16 protein-coding genes are annotated in these 23,518 nt (G+C 49.7%); 5 read left to right on the forward strand and 11 right to left on the reverse strand.

Annotated features, from left to right (window positions below; translation table 11 throughout):
- Nucleotides 1-51: 51 nt before the first annotated feature.
- From H7F31_RS02655 to H7F31_RS02680, 6 genes are all read right to left on the reverse strand, one after another.
- Nucleotides 52-744 (reverse strand): histidine phosphatase family protein, encoded by a 693-nt coding sequence (locus tag H7F31_RS02655; RefSeq protein WP_187102898.1) that lies wholly within the window; start codon nt 742-744, stop codon nt 52-54.
- Between the two features lie 72 nt (nt 745-816).
- Nucleotides 817-6,174 (reverse strand): RICIN domain-containing protein, encoded by a 5,358-nt coding sequence (locus H7F31_RS02660; RefSeq protein WP_187102899.1) that lies wholly within the window; start codon nt 6,172-6,174, stop codon nt 817-819.
- Nucleotides 6,175-6,245: 71 nt separating this feature from the next.
- Nucleotides 6,246-7,052 (reverse strand): metallophosphoesterase, encoded by an 807-nt coding sequence (locus H7F31_RS02665; RefSeq protein WP_187102900.1) that lies wholly within the window; start codon nt 7,050-7,052, stop codon nt 6,246-6,248.
- Nucleotides 7,053-7,161: 109 nt separating this feature from the next.
- Nucleotides 7,162-8,481 (reverse strand): ABC transporter substrate-binding protein, encoded by a 1,320-nt coding sequence (locus H7F31_RS02670; RefSeq protein ID WP_187102901.1) that lies wholly within the window; start codon nt 8,479-8,481, stop codon nt 7,162-7,164.
- 94 nt (nt 8,482-8,575) lie between these two features.
- Entirely contained in the window at nt 8,576-9,457 is an 882-nt protein-coding gene (locus H7F31_RS02675) for a carbohydrate ABC transporter permease (RefSeq protein ID WP_187102902.1), read from the reverse strand.
- The gene (locus H7F31_RS02680; protein WP_187102903.1) at nt 9,447-10,325 is read right to left on the reverse strand and encodes a carbohydrate ABC transporter permease; all 879 of its coding nucleotides are present in this window, start codon (nt 10,323-10,325) and stop codon (nt 9,447-9,449) included. The genes H7F31_RS02675 and H7F31_RS02680 overlap by 11 nt, the downstream gene beginning before the upstream one ends.
- A gap of 483 nt (nt 10,326-10,808) precedes the next feature.
- Between H7F31_RS02680 and H7F31_RS02685 the strand changes: the two genes are divergently transcribed.
- Nucleotides 10,809-11,651: an AraC family transcriptional regulator gene (locus H7F31_RS02685; protein ID WP_187102904.1), complete on the forward strand. Its 843-nt coding sequence runs from the start codon at nt 10,809-10,811 to the stop codon at nt 11,649-11,651.
- Nucleotides 11,652-11,876: 225 nt separating this feature from the next.
- Here the strand turns inward: H7F31_RS02685 and H7F31_RS02690 are convergent, their stop codons facing one another.
- Nucleotides 11,877-12,308: a hypothetical protein gene (locus H7F31_RS02690; protein WP_187102906.1), complete on the reverse strand. Its 432-nt coding sequence runs from the start codon at nt 12,306-12,308 to the stop codon at nt 11,877-11,879.
- 10 nt (nt 12,309-12,318) lie between these two features.
- Entirely contained in the window at nt 12,319-12,564 is a 246-nt protein-coding gene (locus H7F31_RS02695) for a LytTR family DNA-binding domain-containing protein (RefSeq protein WP_261800281.1), read from the reverse strand.
- A gap of 470 nt (nt 12,565-13,034) precedes the next feature.
- On the opposite strand from H7F31_RS02695, the gene H7F31_RS02700 reads away from it, so the two are divergent.
- Nucleotides 13,035-13,892 carry a class II fructose-bisphosphate aldolase gene (locus H7F31_RS02700; protein ID WP_087568330.1) on the forward strand — a complete coding sequence of 286 codons (858 nt, stop codon included), beginning with the start codon at nt 13,035-13,037 and terminating at the stop codon, nt 13,890-13,892.
- A gap of 407 nt (nt 13,893-14,299) precedes the next feature.
- Here H7F31_RS02700 and H7F31_RS02705 read toward each other — a convergent pair whose 3' ends face one another.
- Nucleotides 14,300-17,044, reverse strand: coding sequence for a hybrid sensor histidine kinase/response regulator (locus tag H7F31_RS02705; protein WP_187102908.1), 2,745 nt, complete (start codon nt 17,042-17,044; stop codon nt 14,300-14,302).
- Nucleotides 17,004-17,174, reverse strand: a complete 171-nt coding sequence (locus H7F31_RS02710) for a hypothetical protein (RefSeq protein WP_187102910.1) — start codon at nt 17,172-17,174, stop codon at nt 17,004-17,006. Before H7F31_RS02710 ends, H7F31_RS02705 begins: the two co-directional genes overlap by 41 nt.
- A gap of 631 nt (nt 17,175-17,805) precedes the next feature.
- Between H7F31_RS02710 and H7F31_RS02715 the strand changes: the two genes are divergently transcribed.
- On the forward strand, nt 17,806-19,044 hold the full coding sequence (locus H7F31_RS02715) for a saccharopine dehydrogenase family protein (protein WP_187102912.1): 1,239 nt from the start codon (nt 17,806-17,808) through the stop codon (nt 19,042-19,044).
- Nucleotide 19,045: 1 nt separating this feature from the next.
- Complete coding sequence (gene nspC / locus H7F31_RS02720; protein ID WP_187102914.1) at nt 19,046-20,173, forward strand: carboxynorspermidine decarboxylase; 1,128 nt, start codon at nt 19,046-19,048, stop codon at nt 20,171-20,173.
- A gap of 764 nt (nt 20,174-20,937) precedes the next feature.
- Here nspC and H7F31_RS02725 read toward each other — a convergent pair.
- Nucleotides 20,938-22,407: a sulfatase gene (locus H7F31_RS02725; RefSeq protein ID WP_187102915.1), complete on the reverse strand. Its 1,470-nt coding sequence runs from the start codon at nt 22,405-22,407 to the stop codon at nt 20,938-20,940.
- 137 nt (nt 22,408-22,544) lie between these two features.
- On the opposite strand from H7F31_RS02725, the gene H7F31_RS02730 reads away from it, so the two are divergent.
- The gene (locus H7F31_RS02730; protein ID WP_187102918.1) at nt 22,545-23,414 is read left to right on the forward strand and encodes an AraC family transcriptional regulator; all 870 of its coding nucleotides are present in this window, start codon (nt 22,545-22,547) and stop codon (nt 23,412-23,414) included.
- Nucleotides 23,415-23,518: the final 104 nt, after the last annotated feature.

The raw sequence follows: 23,518 nt of genomic DNA on the forward strand, positions 1-23,518 counted from the left end.
GTCTCGGCATAGTGTCTCGTGTGTCGTTTAGAATCCGCTCCAGTCCATATGCTATACATTAGCCTTTAAACCCGCCGTCGATACGCGTAGTCCGACCTTATGAAGATGGGAGACCTGGCCTAGACCGGTGCAACGCGGAACGGCCCAATGCGGACTTCTTTCCTCCAATAGAATGGTCGTCACCGAACTTGGAGGGAGCCAAAAGCCGGACCAAACAAGCGGGAACGGAAGCTCTAACAAATGCGATAGCCATGTAAGTCCGAAGCCCATGTGGCAAAAGACGGCAAGCGTTTCTTCGTTCGAAGCGTCGATTCGGTAGCGCCCGCCTTCCCTTGAGTAACCGTGCCGCCGCAAAAAATCGTCAGAATCCCGTTTGATGGTATCGTAATGATCAGTGAAGTGCTTGTAAGGCGTTTGCCCCGGCCAAATCGAATGATCCGGATAAGGCAAGCCGGCACGCACCTTTTCGCCTGGAATGTCCCATGCTGCCACAGACTCTTCTTTTTCGCCGGAAGCTTGCCAGCTTAATTCTCGGGTCCATGGCTCAATGACCGGTTCAATGTTAAGTAAATCAGCAGTATATCGCATGGTATGGACAGCACGATTAATCGGCGAGGAATAGATGCGGTCGATATCCATACTCTGCAAATGATTAGCAAGCGCTTGAGCTTCCAGATGTCCTGCCTCCGTAATGGTGTCATTAGGATAATCAGGCTCAGCATGACGAATTAACAAAATTTTCATATCTCTCTCCTAAATTCATTATCATGGAAATAAATAATTGACTGGGTATTGGCGGGTTCCCACCTTGTACGATCACGTGCGTTTCAGAATAAAGTTAAGGCCGTTTACGCTTCCGGAATTGAACCACATCAGAATATTGGCCCCTGGCGAAACTGAACTGGAGGCAATGTCCAGGAATAAACCGCTACCAGCGTTGATCAGGTTATATTTTGTCCCGTTCTGGACGATCCACCAACGCTGTGCCGCTGTATCGTTGCTTTCGTTCTGGGCAACCGGATTGCTAAGAACATTGACGCCGTTCTTATTCTCCATCACCTTACCGGTGAGGAAATTGGTGATTTTGTAAGATCCGTCGCTTTGCCGCTGGAACAGGAATATCTGCTCCTTGGAGTTGACCGTTCCTTTTGCGGCAGTTTTGAACTGCGTGCCGTTGTTCGAATCGGCTATGCTAATATTTGTTGCGTTGGTGTTGTTCGTGATGAAATAATACGCGTCTAGTATTTTCACAGGAACGATCGGCTTCCATACGGCGTACAAGGTGACGCTGGAGTCCGCCGTATAGACCTGTTTCGGCTGGTAGACTCTAGTCGTTCCCGCGCTGCTGGTATCCCATCCGTCAAAGTAGTAGCCCGCACGTGTCGGGATCTCCCCTGACAGATTCAAGCTGACGCCGTTAACCTTCATCTGCGGCGCAGGCGCGCCCGTTCCGCCGTTTGCGTCGTAGCGTATGGACAATCCCGCCGGATTCAAGGCGAAGTTGAGACCGTTCGCGCTTCCGGAGTTGAACCACATCAAGATATTGGCCCCCGGCGCGACCGAACTGGAGCTGATATCCAGGAATATACCGCTACCAGCGTTGATCAGGTTATATTTTGTCCCGTTCTGGACGATCCACCAACGCTGCGCCGCGGTATCGTTGCTTTCGTTCTGGGCTACCGGATTGCTCAGAACATTGACGCCGTCCTGGTTCTCCATCACCTTACCGGTGAGGGAATTGGTGATCTTGTAAGATCCGTCGCTTTGCCGCTGGAACAGGAAGATCTGCTCCTTGGAGTTGACCGTTCCTTTTGCGGCAGTTTTGAACTGAGTTCCGTTGTTCGAGTCGGCTATGCTAATATTTGTTGCGTTGGTGTTGTTGGTGATGAAATAATATCCATCCTCCGCTGTCGCAGGAACGATCGACTTCCATACGGCGTACAAGGTGGCGCTGGAGTCCGCCGTATAGACCTGTTTCGGCTGGTAGACTCTTGTCGTTCCCGCGCTGCCGGTATCCCACCCGTCAAAGTAATGGCCCTCGCGGGTCGGGACCTCCCCCGATAGGTTCAAGCTGACGCCGCTAACCTTCATCTGCGGCGCAGGCGCGCCCGTTCCGCCGTTTGCGTCGTAGCGTATGGACAATCCCGCCGGATTCAAGGCGAAGTTAAGACCGTTCGCGCTTCCGGAGTTGAACCACATTAAGATATTGGCCCCCGGCGCGACCGAACTGGAGCTGATATCCAGGAATATACCGCTTCCCGCATTGATCAGGTTGTATTTCGTACCGTTCTGGACGATCCACCAACGCTGCGCCGCGGTATCGTTGCTTTCGTTCTGGGCGACTGGATTGCTAAGAACATTGACGCCGCCCTTGTTCTCCATCACCTTCCCGGTGAGGGAATTGGTGATCTTGTAAGTTCCGTCGCTTTGCCGCTGGAATAGAAAGATCTGCTCCTTGGAGCTGACCGTTCCCTTCGCGGCAGTTTTGAACTGAGTGCCGTTGTTCGAGTCGGCTATGCTGATATTGGTTGCATTGGTGTTGTTGGTGATGAAATAATACCCGTCCTCCACTGTCGCAGAAACGATCGACTTCCATACGGCGTATAAGGTGACGCTGGAGTCTGCTGTATAGGCCTGATTCGGCTGATAGACTCTAGTCGTTGCCGCGCTGCCGGTATCCCACCCGTCAAAGTAATAGCCCTCGCGGGTCGGAATCTCCCCTGACAGGTTCAAGCTAACGCCGCTAACCTTCAGCTGCGGCGCAGGCGCGCCCGTTCCGCCGTTTGCGTCGTAGCGTATGGACAATCCCGCCGGATTCAAGGCGAAGTTAAGACCGTTTGCGCTTCCGGAGTTGAACCACATCAAGATATTGGCCCCCGGCGCGACCGAACTGGAGCTGATATCCAGGAATATACCGCTTCCCGCATTGATAAGGTTGTATTTCGTACCGTTCTCGACGATCCACCAACGTTGCGCCGCGGTATCGTTGCTTTCGTTCTGGGCAACCGGATTGCTCAGAACATTGACGCCGTTCTTATTCTCCATCACCTTTCCGGTGAGGGAATTGGTTATCTTGTAAGATCCGTCGCTTTGCCGCTGGAACAGAAAGATCTGCTCCTTGGAGTTGACCGTTCCCTTCGCGGCGGTTGTAAACTGAGTGCCGTTGTTCGAATCGGCTATGCTGATATTGGTTGCGTCGGTATTGTTTGTGATGAAATAATATCCGTCCTCCACTGTCGCAGGAACGATCGGCTTCCATACGGCGTACAAGATGACGCTGGAGTCCGCCGTATAGACTTGTGTCGGCTCGTATACCCTAGTCGTTCCCGCGCTGCTGGTATCCCACCCGTCAAAGTAATAGCCCTCGCGGGTCGGGATCCCCCCTGACAGAGTCAGGTTGACGCCGCTGTGCTTCATCTGCGACGCCGGCGCGCCTGTCCCGCCGTTTGCGTCGTAGAAAACCTGGTTTGCATTGAACTTTAAGTCAACAAGTACCGGATAATGGTCGGAGGCATTAATTGCGCTATCGTTTACATATACCCTATGAGTCAGGGCGGTAAAATGGCTGGGATTATAGAAAATCAGATCTTCATTGACTCTATGTGTCTCTCCAATGCCAACAGTATGGAATGTACCGTATCCCGGGGTGTACTGGACTTGAGCGTTGTCGGTCGCATCTAAATAACCGTTCTGGATGACATGATCATAAGGCGCATGACCTTTCCAGAAGTACCAGTCTCCGCTAAGGATAACGGGAATCTCTCCGAACTTAGCCAGCAATTCGTTAACTCTATTGATCGTTTGCTCGGAAAAGATTGTAAACTTTCCTCCCGGCATAGACTGATCTCCATAATGGTTGTTCGAGACAAGGAAAACGCGGTTTGTCGCCAGTTCCTTGAACAATCCCCATGTATGGTGATGAAAGTACACTAGCTCCCCGCCGTAAAGCCTGTAACCCGAGTCGATGACCTCATATTTTCCGGTACGGTATGCGATCGGAGTTTCATGATAGGACCCTAGTCTCGGGTCATCCAGTCCTGACAAGTCGTATACGTTCTCGAAAGGAGCCTTATCAATCGTATAATAATCTTTAATTAAATCAGTAATTCGATAGGATATATCATTTAAATATTCATTGAAGGTAATGATGTCTGGCAATGTCGCAAGGTAGATATCCGCTGCCAGTTCTGCGCGTTTCTGGAATGAATAACCGTTCACGAACTCCGGCGAAGGGAATAAGATATTGCTTTGCATCACTTTCATATTCGTATCGACGGGAGACACCGCAAAAGCCTCAGCTTTGCAATCTCCGGACAGATCTAGGCCGGTTCCTATTTCCAGGCCGCTCAGTCCGTTCATATAACCTTCAAATGCGTCTTCCGCCTTGTCTGCCGACATCTTGCCTTGGCTTACGATAAGAAGCTTATCTCCCGCGGGCTTAATGGTGTAATAAACATTGGGCCTGTCGTACGCCGTATAAATGTCTCGGCTTGCCTGTCTTGATGTGCTTCCCACAAGGATTTCATAGCTGTTTTCCGGTTCGGAATCGGGCACGACCTCTAAATTCGCCCCTGTTTTATTCAGGAGCATGTCGCGCACGTTGTTTGCCGCTTCCTTTGAAAAAACCAATTTCGAGTTATAAACGATTTTATATGCCGTGATCGGATTGCCATTAATGGTGTAGTCCGAAATGCCGCTGTCCCATGTGTCTTCGTCCTCGCTGTCCTGCATGATAAGACCGGCGTATACCTTGATGTTTTTTATGGCGGACTTTACCGTACCCGGAGCGGTGGTATCGGCAAAGACATCTTGAATAGCCAAGGCAAGGACATCGCTGGTATATCCGGATTCAAGATGTCTTTGCAGCGGTTTGCCTACATCCCCAGTAAGAAGCTTGACTCCGTTGATGTAAACGGTCATCTGATAACCGTCGATTTCAAGAGCCACATTATTGAAGCCATTGTCAACATAAATACTGCCAGCCTGCTTCATAGCGTCGTCATAATCGACGTAGGACGCGTAACCGTTAGGATTCTGTCCATACAATAGGGTGCCTTTACCCTCGGGATTGTCCTCGAAGCCGGCCGAACTTACATAAGAACCGTTGGTGCTTATGCGAAGCCCGGTACCTGCGTCAACAGGCATTTTATTTTGATACGTTATGGTATATTTGGATCGAGAGTTAAGAGAGAGATTGGTATAGCCCCCGAATAAAGCTTGGTTCGCAACATAGTGTCCGTATAACGTTTCGCCTACGACGCTTTTATTCAAAGTCGATATCGTTGCGCCCTCAACCGCGTCATAAGAATAGGTCGCCATGTCTGCGGAAGATTGGTGAGAGATACCTGGCGTATATACTGCCCCCTGCGCTCCGGTTGCAGGCTGCGTTAAATCCGATAGATCAAGCAGCAGCTCGCCGTTTTCTACAGGCGTTATGCCGCCGCGAACCAACAAGCCTTCGTATACCTTTACGTCATTAAGCCTCACAAAAACGTCGGCGCCAAATGTAAACAGGATCATCGATAAATTCTCGGTGCCAAAATCCAAAACAGGGGTAGCCCCGACAAATTTATAAATGCCGCCCGATTTTATATAACATGAGATTACGCCTGTTTCGCCGTCTACCTCATACTTAAAGTATTGAGTCGCTCTTCCGTCTTGATCGATATCAGTATCCTTGTCCGGATAAGTAACAAAACGATAACCTTCAGGACCTTGTTCGCGACTGCCGATTTGATACCGTGCCACATACATCTGTCTGGAGCCGAAGGTATGAAATCCATAAGATACAGCGCCGTTGCCGTTAAGGTTCTGCGAATCGTTAAAGGTATGGACGCCCGCGCTTCCCGAAGCTTCATCCATACTTCGAGTAATCGAAAACTCAACTGTATAGCTATTGTTCTTAAGCGGCATATTCGGAATTTCACCGCCCCAGAAGTACCCGGATCCCGCGGCTCCGGTAATCGTCACCGAAGAACCGTCCTGTGACACGGCTACATCTGGCGTTCGCAAGTCGGCTTTACTCCTAAATCCCCAGATAGAATCATTGAAATTTGCCTGATACAACAATGCTCCTTCCTGAGATTCGAGAGCATTGGCCGATGCCGGGGCTGATGGGAATAGCGTAAGAATCAAGAAACCCGTGAGCAGAATGGAGATCAACTTATTATTCATAATAATTCCCTCCTCGATTAGCCATTCATGAAGCCACATTTGAATTAATATCCAAGTATCTTCCAGCTAACTTATTCATACTCGAGTAATACTCGCCGAGTGGGTCGTCCATTGTTGCGTGTGCTGTCATACACCGCGGCTGTTATGCCGCCTGGGCCTACCTCCACTACCCAATAACAGGTGCGGGTTCGTCCGTCCACAATCGATCGCAAGGTGTGATAGCCAATGCCGTTCTTCACGCTCTCATGCCCGGTGTGCATATGTCCCTGAAGCACCACCACGGATTTATTGCAGTTCTCCAGTGTGCGGCGCACCTCGGGGGCGTTTTTGATCACATGGGGGTCCTCGAGATCATCCAGCAGCGCGTGCACCATCAACACCACGACGTCCGACTGCGCCGCCGCCAAATCAGCCTCTAGCCAACGTAGTTGAGGATGAGGCAGGTAACATTCGTCCCATTTGTTCGCCTCCGGCTGGTAGGGTATGCCCTGAGCGTTGAAGTTACAATCTAGCGCAACGAAGTGCACACCCTTGTGATCGAAGGAATACCAGGTTTGTCCGCCCGGCATCTCAAACAATGCGGCCAGTTCGGCGCTAGGCACCGAGTCTACATCGTGATTACCCAACAGATAATACATGGGACCACGAAATTCACGCATCACCGGCATGATGGCGGCCAGTGCCTCCCGGCCCTTGTCCGGCCGATCGGGCCAGTCGATGAGGTCTCCCAGGTGTACGCAAAAATCCACCGACATGCCGTTGAACTTGTCCATGCATTGACGCGTTTTACCCAGGGCGTTCCGGTAATACCGCCCCATCCGCATGGGGCGGTCTGCATATTGTATGTCTGCCAGTAGACCAAAGCTAAACGGTTCCATCTCATTGCTCCTTTGATCGTGGGTTTGTGACCGGGCCGCTTGTAACAACAAAAACCAGTCCCAGAATCCCGAGGCTGGTTTCCGTCATTTCATATCATTTCACTTCATTTTATTTGTCCAAAAAGGCTTGAGCTTCTTTCTGTGCCTTCTGAAGCGTTGCAGTAATGTCGGCATTGTTCAGATAACTCTCATCCAGCGCCAATTTGAAGGTGTTGGACACTTCGGCGAAATGACTTGTGATCATAAAAGGACTCCTCAAGATCGGAAGTAACTCTAATGTCGTAGCGAACTGAGGTTTCTCCTCATACATGGCCTTCATCTCGGGCAGCTCATAGGCAGATTGACGAGGTCCGAAGTACCCGCTGGCAAGCATCCATTTGGCGGAAACTTCCGGACTGGTCATGTATTTCACAAACTCCCAGCTGGCATCTATCTTTTCTTGAGGGTGCTCGCCGATGATGATGAAGCCGCCTCCGCCCAAGAGGGCAACGGGTTCTTTGCCGTCGCCAGCAGGAAGTTTGGCAATGCCCCAGTCGAAAGTCGCGGTGTTGGTCACATTGCCCAAAGAGCCGCTGGAGTTTGTCATAATAGCGGTGGTCTCGGCCAGGAAATTCTCCGCCGCGCCGCCGTAACTGGTGTTATCCTCGGCCAGGCCGGAGTCCATCAGACCTTTGAAAAAAGAGACGGTTTCGATGAGTTCGGGATTATCAAGGGACATGGTATCCATATCCTGATGGACGGCGCCGCCGTTGGAGAGCGCCAGAGCCTCGGTCATCCAATTGTCGCCCATAAACTCAAAGGGTACCAGGCTGGCATCGTGGGCCTTGATGGCCTCGGTGGCCGCTTTCAACTCGCTCCAGCTTGCAGGAGGGTTCTCAGGGTCCAGGCCTGCGGCTTTAAAGATATCTTTGTTATAATACATAATCGTGCCGCTGTGCTGGAAAGGCATGCCGTACAGCACATCGCCAGGGTATTCGAATAAGGTGAAGAAGCCCGGTATATAATCGTCCAGAAAGTCCTTCGGCTCTTTGGCGATCAGAGTGTTCAGATCCACCAACGCGTCAATGCTAAGCAGGTTGGAGAGACTGTAGCCGCTGAGAACCACATTCGGGGCATTGCCGCCAGAGATGGCCGTCAAGGTCTTCTGCATGGTTTCATCGTAGTTGCCTGTGAAGGTGGCGGTCACGCGGACTCCGGTATTCGCCGCGTTGAATTCTTTCACGATCCCCTCCATAGCAACGGCCAATGGTCCCGAGGTCTGAGTAGGGAAATAATAGACCAGTTCAACCGCTTTGCCGTCACTTGGGGACTTAGTGGACGAGTCGACTGAATTGCCGTCACCGCACCCCGCCAGAAAAACGATCGTCAGGGACAACACGGTGCCGAGCAGTGAAAACCTTCTGTTTTTTTTCAAGGAACTTTTCTTCATGAATGATTTCCTCCATTCGATATTTTATTACACACGCCAACGTGCATAATACAAGTTACAGGCATCGCATATCCTGGGCTTTATTAATGGCCGGCTACTTGATGCCCGAGGTGACGAAACTGTCCACCAGTTGACGCTGGAAAAACACAAAGGCCACTAAGAGAGGCAAAACTACCAGAATCGCCGCCGCCATGGTCAGTCCCCATTCCGAGGCGCTTTCCGCCTGGATGCCAAAGTAGGCCATGCCTACGGCGAGGGTGCGCTTTTGCACCGATTCGGTGATGACCATGGGCCAGAAATAGTTGTCCCATTGATACACCAGTGATGTGATTGAAAACGCGATAATACGAGATTTTATTGTAGGAATGCCTATCACCAGCATGTACCTGAAGTCGCCGCAGCCGTCGATGCGCGCACTGTCTTTCAGTGCGGCTGGTATCTCCAGAAACGCCCCGCGAAATATGATGATGGCAATGGCCGAGGCAATGCTCGGAAGGGCAATGCCTAGCAGGGTGTTGTACAGGTTCAATCCGTTGATGGTAAGGTAGTTGGGCAACAGCAAGCTCTCTGGGGAAACTAGCAGCCGCGCCAGCACAAACAGGTAGAAAAAGCCCATAAACTTGAATTTAAAGCTGGCAAAGGCATAAGCAGCCGGAATGCTGATACAAAGCTGGGCCACCAAGACTCCCACCGCCACGATGATCGTGTTTTTGTAAAAAACGCCCCAGGGCGCGCGGCGCAACACCTCCTTCATATTCTCCACAAACATAAACTCCGACGGGATAATGGCGAGCGGCTGCTTCAGCACGTCCATCTGGTCTTTCATACTGGTGATGATGATCCATGCCAAGGGCAACAGGAACAAAAGACTGACAACGAGAATAATGGCGTTAACGATCACAGTGGCTGCGATTTTTTTGCGTTTGGCCACCGCGCCGCTTTTGTCCCAGTCAACATTTGTTGCTTTAGCGCTCATATTCCACCCTCCTCTCACCAAACTTCAGATAAACGATTGTGAACGCAACTAATACCAGCAGGAATATCGTGCTCATGGCACTGCCATAACCAAGACGTCGATTGATGATGCCTTCCTGATAGATGTAGTACATCAGCACATTGGAGGAATGGCCCGGACCGCCCTGGGTCATAATCGCAACGAGATCCATAGATTGGAAGCTGCTGGTGACGCACAATAGACACACGACAAACAGCGTGGGCATCAGCATAGGCAGTGTGAGCATGAAATAACGTTTGACATGGTTGTTTGTTTCAAGCGCCGCAGCCTCGTAATACTCCTTAGAGATGTTCTGCATCCCCGCCAAAATCAGCAAAAAGCTGAATCCTAGCGATTTCCATACCGAGACAATAATGAGTGCAAGCAGAGCGTAGTCATAGCTATTCAACCACTGGATGCGGTGGTCCAGCAGCAGGTTAATGGCGCCGCGAGAAGGATTGTACAGGTAGATCCACACCATAGCGGCCACCGCGATGGGCAACACATAGGGGTAAAAGGCCGACAGCCGGAATAATGTGCGGAATTTAACCATATTGCTGTTGGCCACCGCCGCAAACAGCAGCCCCAGCCCCAAGGTGAGAATGACCTGGGAGAAGCCGTAAATGGCCGTGTTCCCAACAACGCTCCAGAAGTGCCTGTCCGAAGTCATGTCCGAATAGTTGCCAAGACCGACAAATTGCATTTGGGTCGCGATAGCGTTAGTTTCCATAAATGATAAAAATACGGTGCGTAGCATGGGATATACGCTAAACACCCCAAAGATGACAACCATAGGCAAGATATATAGATACGGTTTAACCGACCATTTGGCCAATGATCCTCTGCTCAATAGCTTCCCTCCGTCCCAAACGATTGACCGTTTGCGCAATATGCAATATCCTTTGATAAAGCTTGTCATTCATAAAGAACTACCTTGATGAATGCTTACACCTCCTCATTCGACAATTTAATCGCTTGCTTTATTAACGAAATGTAAACGCTGTTATAAATTTAAAAGAAGATATTGTCAATCACGCGGATCCGGTATCAGAGAGCGAATGCACGTCTTTAACGCTGTAGAAATGTTTAATAAGCATTTTCTCATTCCGTTCTACTTTTGTCTTATCGTCCTCAATCAACCTAGATCGAGCACCTTTTTACATTCAGAAAATCTTAACATAAATTAATAATAAATTTACAAATCCCTTATAATAACTATCGTTTAACCCTTCTAAATCATAACGCACTTATTCTAAGCAGGAAATATCAACAAGTAGTCTGTTTTTAGCATTTAGTAGTTTGTTCATTTAGCCCTTGTGGGAGGCGTCGCAATATGCAGGAAACACCCGTGGAATTCATAGATTTGTGGTACTACAAGCCGGATGGTTTTGCCGAGCTCGGCGGTGTATGGCCTGTCCGTATTGGAACTAACATCGCAAAGCCCAATTATCGGAACGGGCCGCGTCAAACTCCCTATTGCAATATTCATTTCATCCATGAAGGAAATGTGGAATTTGTCTATAACGGAGAGAAAGTCGTGTTAGGCAAAAGAGACATGTTTTGTAAATTCCCGAACACGATCTATTCCTATCAAATTGTGAATTCAGAGCATCCTCTTCGAATGACATGGATCACATTCGACGGCCACCAGGCCCGGCAAATATTGTCGATGATTGGTTTTTCCGAAGAACAGCCCTATCAGAGGGGCACAGTGGATAAAGACATGGAGTTGTTGCTGCAGCAAATTTTTCAGTGGTGCAAGGGAGACAGCCGTAAACATCTGATGACGATGTACAGTCTGATGTATCGTATATTCAGCAAGCTGCTGCCCGACGCTCGTTCAAGTTATACTCAATCGCAAAGCGAATGGGTAAGCAAGTGCCTGGATTTCATCCATGCCTATTATACGGAAAAAATCACCGTGGATGATCTGGCGAAGTATGTAGGCCTGCACCGAACATACCTGTCAAAAATTTTCACCAAGGAAGTCGGCATGCCGCCTTCCGAATATTTAATAAAGACAAGACTTGAACAAGGCAAGAAATTACTTCTGGAAAGTTCATTGTCCGTAACCGAAATAGCCTTGTCCGTCGGCTATCCCGATATCTATTCGTATACCCGCGCATTTACGCGCCAATTCGGTTGTTCTCCGAATACAATTCGCAAACAGGGATAAGCTGCGAAAGGTCCATTAATCCATTTGTCATCGGGCGAAATCAGTAAATACGAACGAAGCCTAAAATCTGGTGATAGACACAATCACCAAATTTCCGGCTTCTCTGTTTTCGGATTTATGCTTGCCAGTTTATGAGTTAAACATTGCTTAACTCTATTGAGTCAGACCCGCGCGTAAATACAATCATTTTGCGATAAAATGATGGATACTTTAAAAATCTTTTTTTCAATTGTCCTGCATCTGCGACTTATACGATTGCAATTTTCTTTGCGTTCTCCTATACATCAGATAGTCGAATAGATTGGCTGCGCATATAACGCCGAGCACAATTCCCAAAACAGGCACAAGCTCACCCTTATCATCCACGCTACTGCCCGGGAAAATCATTAATAATGCCATAAAGAAAGCAGCCACGATAACGGCAATCAGGTTATTGATAAAAAAATAGGTTCGAGCTTTGGCCAAACTAATGGGAAGCAGCGCCGTCAGCCACTCTGTAATTAATCCAATGAGGAAACCGATGCTCCCGCTGGCTAATACGCTGATCAGCCTAACGTCGCTTGGAACAGCCTCATGGTTATACATAAGCAGCGCTACGCCAATGCCGATACCGAGAAAAAACGATTTTATTACGTTTGCCAGGTTCATATTTTCCATGTGGTTTCCCCTATAGGTTGAGTGTGTGCCTAAGCTTCTTCGAGAACATCTTGGATACTTCCAATTCGGCGCCATTGTCCATTCTCAGCATATATCTGGAATTAAACCAAGGAATGATTTCTTTGACATGCAGCAGATTGACAAGCTGCGATTTATTGATCCTTATGAACCCTTTGGCTGCCCTAGCGCAACTACACCGGCTAATATCTTTATTCCTCTCCTCATAAAGGCACCTCCGTCTCGACTTTGCTTCCACCCCAATGTAATCCGGAATCCAACAATTTAATATGCTTTTGGACTCAACGGTCGAAATTCGGGGTTAAGCCGTCTTTTTCGTGCTACGACCGTCGACCAAGACAGTAGGGCATGGAGACCGTGACGCATCATAACAGCTCTTTACAACCTCTTGCATCCTTTATTTCCCTAAAGTTAACGCTTACACATGCTCCGACACAAAAATTACAGGGAAATGCTTGTTTTTTCACGCTGAACTGCGGCTAAATTTGCAGAGATCATGTATAATAAACAATTGAGTAACAATTGGACAGGAGATTGGAAGACGAGCCTGCCGGGAACTGCCTGGTTTGTTAGCGCGCTGGTATGCAAACATGCCAATGAGGAAGAGACTAAGCTGAAGAAGGATCCCGCAGACCGTAACCCGATCGGGAAGTGCGGCAAGACCATAGAGCAATGATCTAAAAAACACAATGTAGGAGGCAATCAACAATGGCATTGGAATCTATGAAGGACATGCTGAACAAAGCGCTTAAAGAAGGTTACGCGGTAGGACAGTTCAATATCAACAACCTGGAGTGGACGCAAGCGATCCTCGACGCGGCTCAATCCGAGCAATCTCCGGTAATCCTCGGCGTATCCGAAGGCGCGGCCAAATATATGGGCGGCTTCAAGGTCGTTACGGCTATCGTTAGCGCCCTGATCGAAGAATCCAAAATCACGGTTCCGGTCGCTATCCACCTCGACCACGGCTCCAGCTTCGAGAAGTGTAAAGCGGCTATCGACGCCGGCTTCACTTCCGTTATGATCGACGCTTCCCACCATCCGTTCGAAGAGAACGTAGAAACGACGAAAAAAGTCGTTGAATACGCGCATTCCAAAGGCGTTTCCGTTGAAGCCGAGTTGGGCGTTGTTGGCGGACAAGAAGACGACGTTATCGCTGACGGCGTAATTTATGCGGATCCGAAGGAGTGCTTCGAGCTTGTTCAACGTACGGGCATCGATTGCCTCGCTCCCGCGCTGGGCTCCGTGCACGGTCCTTACAAAGGCGAGCCGAACCTGGGCTTTAAAGAAATGGAAGAAATCTGCCAAGTGATCAAACTGCCGCTCGTTCTTCATGGCGGCACTGGCATCCCGACGGATCATATCAAAAAATCTATCTCTCTTGGCACAGCTAAGATCAATGTAAACACCGAGAACCAAATGGAGTTCACGGCAGCTGTTCGCAAGGTTCTAGCTGCTGACGGCGAAGTTTACGATCCGCGTAAATTCATCGGCCCGGGCCGCGAAGCTATCAAACAAACGGTTATCGGCAAGATCAGAGAATTCGGATCTTCCAACAAAGCTTAATAATCGGACAGGCTCATGCCTGCCGAGCCAAGGTGAGACGGCTGTCGTCGTCCTTTGGCGGCGCCAAACAGCCCGAAAATCCTGTTGCAGGATTTTTGGGCTGTTTTTTGATTAGCGTACGATGAGAAACTCGTTGCCGGGGCTGTACATGGCTTGGCCCGGAAATCGGCTTCTCTGCACATTTGTGCATTTATCCCTATTTTTTCAACAAATGGAGTCCAGTACAGAAAATTTGTACGAAAATACACAAATTATCGCTTCCTAACGTCGTTCGGGACCTCTTTGAACCAATAATTGTGTATATATGTACCGATAAATGGCCCTTCCCTCATCTTAATTGTGTATTTTCGCTCAATTGTTGTACTGTTTGTGAAATTATCCAAACCCCAGGATTAACTCGCTTATACCTATATTTTAAAAGATACAGTCGTCCCCACACCCGGTTCGCTAACAATGTTAAGACCGGCTCCGTACAAACGATTAAGCCGAAGGTCTATATTGCGCAAAGCGATACCTTGACCGGCACCAGATTTTAGCAGGACATCCGCTTTTTCCTTCTCCATACCTATTCCGTTGTCGATGACCGATATTACGACTCCATCTTCTTGCTTTGCGATCTTGATCCGAACCGTAGCGTTTTCTCTGCGCCTTATCAAACCATGACGGATCGCATTCTCCACAAGAGGCTGAATCGAATAAGGCGGAATTCGCAGCTCCAGACCCTCCTCTTCTATCTCCCATTCCACGCGCAACCAGTCAAATCTGGTCTGCTCAATGAACAAGTAGGAGCGCACCAGCTTGAGCTCATCTCTCAAACTGACCAAATCGCCAACACTCTGGAACTTGAACTTTTCTCGCAAATAATTGGCCAAATGTTCAATCAGCAGCAGCATCTGCCCGGGATCAACCGCATGCAAGGCGGCAATCGAATTTAAAGTGTTGAAGAAAAAATGAGGCTCGATTTGCGCCTGCAGCCACGCCACCTCCATGCGAATACGTTCTCGCGACGAGCCGGTAAGCTCAGTCAGAGCCTGCACTCTGACGCGCAACTCTCTGGCATTAACCGGCTTGGTGACATAATCATTGGCGCCTGCCAGGAAGCCTTGCTCAATATCCTCCGGCCTTGTACGAGCAGTCAGCACCAGCACTGGCAGATCAGACATCGTATATCGCTCTCGTATTCGCCGCGTAAGCTCATACCCTGTCATTCTCGGCATCATAATGTCTGTAATGACAAGGTCCCATGACTGTTTCAGAAGCATTGCCAAGGCGTCGTCACCACTTGTAACGGTCGTTACCTCATACGCATCGACGGAAAGCAGGGATACGAGCACCTTCAAGTTCAAAGAGTCGTCGTCTACAGCCAATATGCGAGGCCTACCCGTCATATTGCGTGCGGTCGGCTGAGCCTGGACCGTCTCTGCATTTATAGTTGGAACATAGTCGATCGGTTTCCCATATTCCTGATTCGCTTTCTGGACAGAAACCAAGCTGGCAAACGCGGTCTGTGCTCCAGCCCCCTTTGCCTCAACACCATGCTCAAGCGCCATCGTAAAAATAAACCGAGAGCCTTGGTTGGGAACGGAGTGCACCTCGATCGATCCTCCATGAATTTCAACCAACTGTTTGCATATGCTCAGCCCGAGGCCGAAGCCGCCCTTATAGCCGTTTATCGCGGCTTGCTCGTAGGGCTCAAAGATTCGAAGCAGTATCTCCTTATCTATGCCCACGCCTGTATCCGATACGGTGATAACCGCTCTGTTCTTTTCCGTATGCGCCCCTACAACGATCTCGCCTTGGTGCGTGAACTTCACTGCATTATGAAGCAAATTAAATAATATCTGAATGAGACGGTTCTCATCGGCCAGAATATTCGGGAACTCTTCGGACACTTGATTTTTTAAAATAATCGGCTTGCCGTCAGCTATAAATCGAACCATGTCTATTACTCCATTGACGACCGGCTGCAGAGCAACACCTGTTAACTGAAGCCGTAGACTGTTATCCTTCAATCGTTCAGTGTCGAGCAGATCATGCAGCATAAGCGACATTCTACGACCGACTTTCAAGATCGTATCCAATTCGTGGATGCTGGTATCGCTGATGATCTCCCTCTCGCGCTTCAGCACAACCTGGGACATGCTGATCATCCCATGCAGCGGATTGCGCAGCTCATGGGACGTATTGGCCAAAAACTCATCTTTTCTCCGGTTGATCTCTTCCAGCTTCGCGGCAAGCTCCCTCTGCTCGGTATACATGACGTAGTAGCGCTTAATCCAGATCGAAGATAACAGAATCATAGCTAAAATCAGATCAAAGGGGTAAGACATGGTTTTGGTACCGGTATAGATTAATAACAGCCACCAAAATATTTGATTGGCAAACGCCAAAAAAGCCAGAAATTGCAGCAAACTGTTTGTAATGCCCCGCACCGACTTGCGTAGCGCAGACACGGTTAGAATCAAGATCACCGGCGCAGCGCACAGAAAGATAGCGTACTGCAAGGCATCGCTGCTCTGTGGCGGCAACGCAATGCTTGCAGCGATGCCGATGACGGCCAACACGCTGTAAACACGCCTTACAGGAACCCGCCATGCCGCTGCCATCTGATCGATGGTTATTCGCAGCAGCGAATACATCAATACGGTAAGGGACAAACATAAAATTTTGTAGCCCCAGGCATAGGAAATTTGCAGCCATTGATGCAATAATTTATCATCGCTGCTGTTTAACATGATGGTGGTATAGCTTAAAATAACGAGGGCAAAGTATAACCAAAATTGCTTCCGTTCGATCATAAAAAAGATGATCAGGTAAGCTGCCTGCATGATAAGCGCAGCGGCGATCAAATATTGTGTCGCCAGGGAGAGCTGCCTTTCACGATATATCGCTTCGTCTGTTCCGAATCTAAGTGATCGCACCAGTCCCCCGCTTCGCGGGTCGGAATAATTGGCAACCTGAATGACCAGCTCGATTGTACGTTGCTCGTCCGCCATGAAGGTCGCGGTGTAAGGCAAATTTTCCGCCCGATACTCCTGCTCCGTACTCGCCGGACGACCGGAAGAGGCCATCCGCCTGCCGTTAATATACAGCTCCGACGAAGTGCGAGCGCTAGGTGGTAATCGTTCCAGCGGACGCCGCTTTCCAGCCATGCAAATCAAGCCTTCCGTTTACAGCGTAAGGCTGCTCGGAAGGCTTAAAGAGATCGAGCCAAACAAGTCGGCCAATCGTCAGTAAGGAGACGAAAACGAAGATCGTAATGAAGACATGGTGTTTTTTCATAAAGTTCTATATTCCGTAAAACCGGCTATAGTCCTTCTCCAAAACTTGGAGTAATTTTTTTTTTTGAAATTACCTATTGCTTATTGCGATTTTTGTGATAATATATCCTAGTGGAAGTGAGAAAGCCGATATTCAATATATCCTGATCATTGAAGCAGATAATTTTTGACCACAACCCATCGGGGGAGTTAAGGCCATACGGACAGCCGGGTCAAATGCCGATTGGCAACTTTAGTTGCCTTATTGATTGAGTTAAGAGCTCAAATTTTATAAGTTGGTTACTTTACAACCTGTGCATCCGCACATCAACTTGTGAAACGGTCAATAAGAGTGGTAAAAGTGATTATTTGCTATATAGACTCTGATCAAATGATGATATATCCGAATATTAAAGAGCTTCCTTACCGAAGTCTGTTTATTACTGATGTACTGATGTAATAAGACAGCCCCGAGCTTTTTAATTGGTGATGATATCAAAGCAAGTGTGATGCGCGACTAAGCGTATTTGCATTTGCTTTTTTTGCTTATTGGACGTTGATGGCAAATGATGGCAGGTAGCAGATACAAAGGCGACTCGGAATGATATGGAACGCAGTTCCACCACAACCCACAACGTTAGGAGCTAAAAACAATGAGCAAAGCACTAATCATCGGCTGCGGCGGCGTAGCCTCGGTAACGATTCACAAATGCGTACAGAACAGCGACGTTTTTACGGAAATTTGCATCGCAAGCCGGACGAAGTCCAAATGCGACGCTTTAAAAGAAAAACTTGATGGCGGCAAAACAAAAATTTCGACGGCTCAAGTTGATGCCGACAACGTGGATGAGCTCATTGCGCTGATCAACGATTTCAAGCCGGACATCGTCATGAACCTGGCGCTGCCTTACCAAGATCTTACGATCATGGACGCATGCCTTGCAACAAAAACGCATTACATGGACACAGCTAACTACGAGCCGGAAGACACGGCTAAATTCGAATACAAGTGGCAGTGGGACTACCGCGAGCGCTTTGAGAAAGCCGGCATCACGGCGCTTCTGGGCAGCGGCTTCGACCCTGGCGTAACAGGCGTATTTTCCGCTTACGCGCTCAAGCACTATTTTGACGAAATTGAATATATCGACATTCTGGACTGCAACGGCGGCGACCATGGCTACCCGTTCGCGACCAACTTCAACCCGGAGATCAATATCCGCGAGGTTTCGGCTAACGGCAGATATTGGGAGAACGGCGAATGGATCGAAACCAAGCCGATGGAAATCAAACGCGAGTACAACTTCGCCGAGGTTGGCCAAAAGGATATGTACCTGCTGTACCACGAAGAGCTGGAATCCCTTGCGGTGAACATGCCGGGCCTAAAGCGTATCCGCTTCTTCATGACTTTCGGCCAGAGCTATCTGATGCACCTCAAGGCGCTTGAGAATGTCGGCATGACTTCCATCGAGCCGATTGAATACGAAGGCAAAAAGATTATTCCGCTTCAATTCCTGAAGGCGGTATTGCCGGATCCGGCTTCGCTTGGACCTCGCACGGTGGGCAAGACGAACATCGGCTGCATCTTCCAAGGCAAGAAGGACGGTCAAGACAAAACGTATTACGTCTACAACGTCTGCGACCACCAAGAGTGCTACAAAGAAGTGGGATCCCAAGCGATTTCCTACACAACGGGCGTTCCTGCCATGATCGGCGCTGCGATGATTCTGACTGGCAAGTGGAACAAACCGGGCGTGTTCAACATCGAAGAGTTCGATCCGGATCCGTTCATGGAAGAGCTAAACAAGTGGGGACTGCCATGGGTCGAAGATTTCAACCCCGTGCTGGTCGACAACGATCACGCCGATTCTAAGAAAGCGGAGCTGGTTCGCTAAGATGCGCTTCGAAGAACTCCCGACTCCTTGTTACGTAGTTGATCACGAGCTCATCGAGCGCAATCTGAAGATCCTGAACGGCGTCATGCAGCGGACCGGTGCCAAGATCGTATTAGCTCAGAAAGCCTTCTCGATGACGGCCATGTATCCCTTGATCGGACAATATCTTAGCGGCACCACGGCCAGCGGCTTGTACGAAGCCCGCTTGGGCCACGAGGAGATGGGCAAAGAAAATCATGTCTTTGCCCCTGCCTATCGTGAAGACGAGATCGACAGAATCATCGAGATTTGCGATCACATTATTTTCAACTCCTTCTCCCAACTGGAGAAGTACAAGGACAGAGCGCTTGCGGCCGGCAGGAAGGTCGGCCTCCGCATCAACCCGGAGTGCTCCACGCAAGTCGGACACGAAATTTACGATCCTTGCTCCCCGGGCTCCCGCTTCGGCGCCAAGCGCGACCAAGTACGTCCGGAGCTGCTGGAAGGCGTAACGGGCCTGCACTTCCATACGCTGTGCCAACAGAACTCGGATGATCTCGCCACGACGCTGGATGCCGTGGAAGAGAAATTCGGCGAGTTCCTGCACGGCATGGAATGGATCAACTTCGGCGGCGGCCATCATATCACGAGAGAGGATTACGATCTCGAGACGCTCGACGCCTGCATCAACCGCATGAAGGACAAATACAATCTTCAAGTATACCTGGAGCCGGGCGAAGCCATCGCGCTGAACGCGGGCTACCTGGTTACCTCCGTTCTGGATCTTCATGAGAACGGCCTGGACATCGCCATCCTCGATACGTCGGCAACCTGCCATATGCCGGATGTGCTGGAGATGCCTTACCGCCCGCCGCTCGAAGGTTCGGGCGAATCCGGCGAGAAACCTTACACGTACCGTCTCGGCGGGCAAACTTGCCTGACGGGCGACGTGATCGGCGACTATTCGTTCGACCAGCCGCTCAAGGAGGGCGACCGTCTCGTATTCGGCGACATGGCGATTTACTCCATGGTTAAGACCAACACCTTTAACGGCATGCCGCTTCCGGCGATTGCCATCAAGTACGCCGACGGCGACTGCAAGGTTGTTCGCGAGTTCGGTTACGAGGAATTCAAAGTTAGACTTGCATAAAAGCTTAATCTAGAAAAACCCAGCTAGACGTTCGGGGAATCCGAATTGCCTAGCTGGGCAGACGTTTGGCGCCGAGTGCCTGGTGATGTGACCGGGTACTTGGCGTTTTGTTGTTTGACGTTGGGTGCTGGATGATGGGGACGTTGGCCCTGAACTTAGTGTAACGCGCTAGTGGTGCCACGCTAATGGACATCAGCGACGCTATTCAACGCATTATGGGTATTCTATAAACGTAACGGACATGAGCGCCTCTATTTGTACGAAACAAGCCGTATTCCGCTTGATTTCGCTGCAATAGAGGCTTTTATGAGACTGTCGATTAATTATGCATAAGTTAAATTGTAGGCATGTGTCTGGTAAGAAATGAACGGAGCAACTGTAAACGGAACTGAAAGGCTTTATTTAATCAAAAAGCGCGATTTCGCAATTCTAACGGAACTGACAGCCCTTAAGAGGGGCAAAAGTTCGCGGTTTGCCTAGATTTCTCACGAATAACGTCGCCCAGTTCCATTAGATTCTAGTATCACGTCAAATGATCAAAATAAGGCTTCTCAGTTCCTTTACAGGTTGTCGATGATCGATTATAGCTTCATTTCCGGCTTTGCACACAATGAATCGACAGTCTCTTTATGTCTGTTAGAATGTGGAATGCGCCATAAATCCGATTTTAGCGTCTCTCATGTCCGTTAGATTTCTCAACTCATTCAAAGCGGGCTGTAGGCGCCCAGTCCGAGACGCTGTGACAACAGCGCTCAAGGGAGGAGTCAGCCTCGTTCCAGTCCCAATCGAACATACTGCTCCTCCGGGGAGTCGTGCTCGGCCATCAATTCTAGCATCAATTTGATCATACGACGCTCGAGCTCTTCATCTTGGATCGGATGCTGCTGCCGCGGGTCTTTTTCGACGTCGAACAACATCGTGCCATAGCCATGGAAACGGTCCGACCGCGCCGACTCGATCTTGAGGAGCGAGACGCCTTTAGTAAAGGCGAACGGCGGCTGCAGCTCAATCTGCTGCAGCTCTTGCACAGAGAAGCGGCTGCGCATATGCGTTGGCATCAGGGTGTAGTTATAGAGCGGCATGTTGTCCGGCGATACTGGGGCGCGCATATAGACATATCGTCCATCCGTGACGTTGACATGCGCGCCATGGACGCCAAACAACGCAGCTTCACGAACCGGAGCATCCGAGGCGATTGCATCCTTAAGCGGCTTGCCGGTCATATCGGGCGGGATGTCGACGCCAAAGAATTCGAGTAAAGTAGGGGCAAGATCAATGTTTTGCACCAAGCTTTGTCTTCGCTCGCCGTGCGCGCCGCAGCGGGGATCCCATATAAACAGAGGAGTATGGGCAACCTCGTTATAAAGCGGTTGGATGCATTTTGCCCACCAGTCATGCTCGCCGAGCAGAAACCCGTGATCCGTATTTACGATGAGCATGGTGTCCTTCCACATGTCGTTCTCATCCATGAGATCAAGCACTTTGCCCAAATAATGGTCGCACATCGAAAGGAGCGCGGCGTATTCGTAGCGCATATGCTCGACGTCCTCCGGCGTTTCATTGACTTTGTCGTAAGGCGGCCAATCAAAGTGTTTGCCCGAGTAGTCATGCGGATACATTTGACGATATCGCTCAGGAGCAAGGAAAGGCTCATGGGGATCAAACGTCTCCAACTGCAGAAACCAACGATCCTCCTGCTGATTTGTCCGAATAAAATCAAGACCCGCTTCGAACGTTCGCGCCTGCGGGTAGTCCGCCTCGTCTTTCAAATAACCGCGATTGACCCAGTCCTGGCGATAGATGCCGGTTAATGGTCGCTCCAATGTTTGTGGGGGAATCTCGGGATCTCGCAGCTGGCCTCTCCACGGGTCGCCTTCTTGACCGCGGATGAGATCGTAAGTACTGTATCTCGTATGATACGTGCCGCCGCCATCTTCCCAATAGTGCTGATGGTCCGTCACCAGATGGGTATGTACGCCATTGGTTTTTAAAAGCTCGGGCATTGAGTCATCGTACGGCTCCATCGGACCCCAGCTGCGATGAAGAAAGTTGTAGCGCCCGGTTTGCAAGTCCTTTCGGGCTGGCATGCAGGCCATGCTTCCGATATAACTGCGATCAAAGACAGCCGTTTTTTCGGCCAGCCTGCTAAAGTTAGGCAGGTGCGTCCAATCGCAGCCGTATGGAGGCAGCATATGCCGGTTTAGCGTATCAAACATCACCATTATCGCTCTCATATAAGCACCATCGCTTTCCGTTAATAGTGGCCTTCTCCTAAATGGTAACGCAGCGCATGCTTGGCAAATAGGGAGAGAATAATGATATTCTAGTAAAAAACGAACATGACTCGGCTTGTATAAAGGGCGGTGCAGCAGTGAGCTTAAGCGATAATTACAAAGCGACGATCAGGTTCGCCTTCGAATGGCAAAGGAATGCGGAATGGAACTCCCCTGTCTACAGCAACCCGAATGTTACGTTTTGGTATGTGCTGGATGGCGCCCGCAGTCTGATCGTCAATGGACAAGCTTACGAGCTTAAGGCTGGCGACTTGGTCGTTATTCCTCCGAACGCGGCATTTACAACACATTGGAGCAGAGGTCGGTGTATGCCGTTCCATTATTTGTCCGCATGTATCGCTGTGTATGTGCACGGTATTGAGTGGTCCGAATTATACGGCCTTCCTAAGCTTTGCAGGTCTACTTTGGAGTCGCAAGCCGCCGAGCTGACCGAAAGCTGGCAGGAGCTTGTTTACTCATGGAAGCGGACTAAAGCGGCAATCGACACGGATAACATAAGAGATTCGCTATCTATTCGGCAAGTGACTGCGCAATTGAAAATGCAGGCCGTCTGTTTGAGCTGGCTATCTCATCTCATGGCATGGATGGAGCCGCATATGGTTACGACAGATCCGGTCATCGATGAGCGGGTTCGGCGGGTATGCGCTTATATTCGGGGCGCTTATGCAAGCCCGATTCGACTTTCCGATATGGCGGGCGTCGTCAATACGAGCGAAGGACATCTGCGTTTGCTTTTCCGCAATAGCATGAACATATCTCCCTATCGTTTCTTGCTGCGGGTAAGGATCGAAAAAGCCGAAGAGCTGCTGCTCGCAACGGAAGCTTCGCTTGCCGATATCGCCGGCGATGTCGGATTTGAAGATTACAGCCATTTTAAGGCGACCTTCCGCAGGCTAGTCGGCGTCTCTCCTTCCGTTTATCGCAAAACCAACCGTATGTACGAGTAACCCGGAAACGTTGGAGAATCCCGTATTCAAATATGAGTATTTTACAAAAAAGGCTGAGTCGAATCCATACAAGCCCGGCAAGCTCCCCCAGTATAATGAGTAAG

The sequence above is a fragment of the Paenibacillus sp. PAMC21692 genome (assembly GCF_014303795.1).
Taxonomy (GTDB): Bacteria; Bacillota; Bacilli; order Paenibacillales; family Paenibacillaceae; genus Pristimantibacillus; species Pristimantibacillus agaridevorans.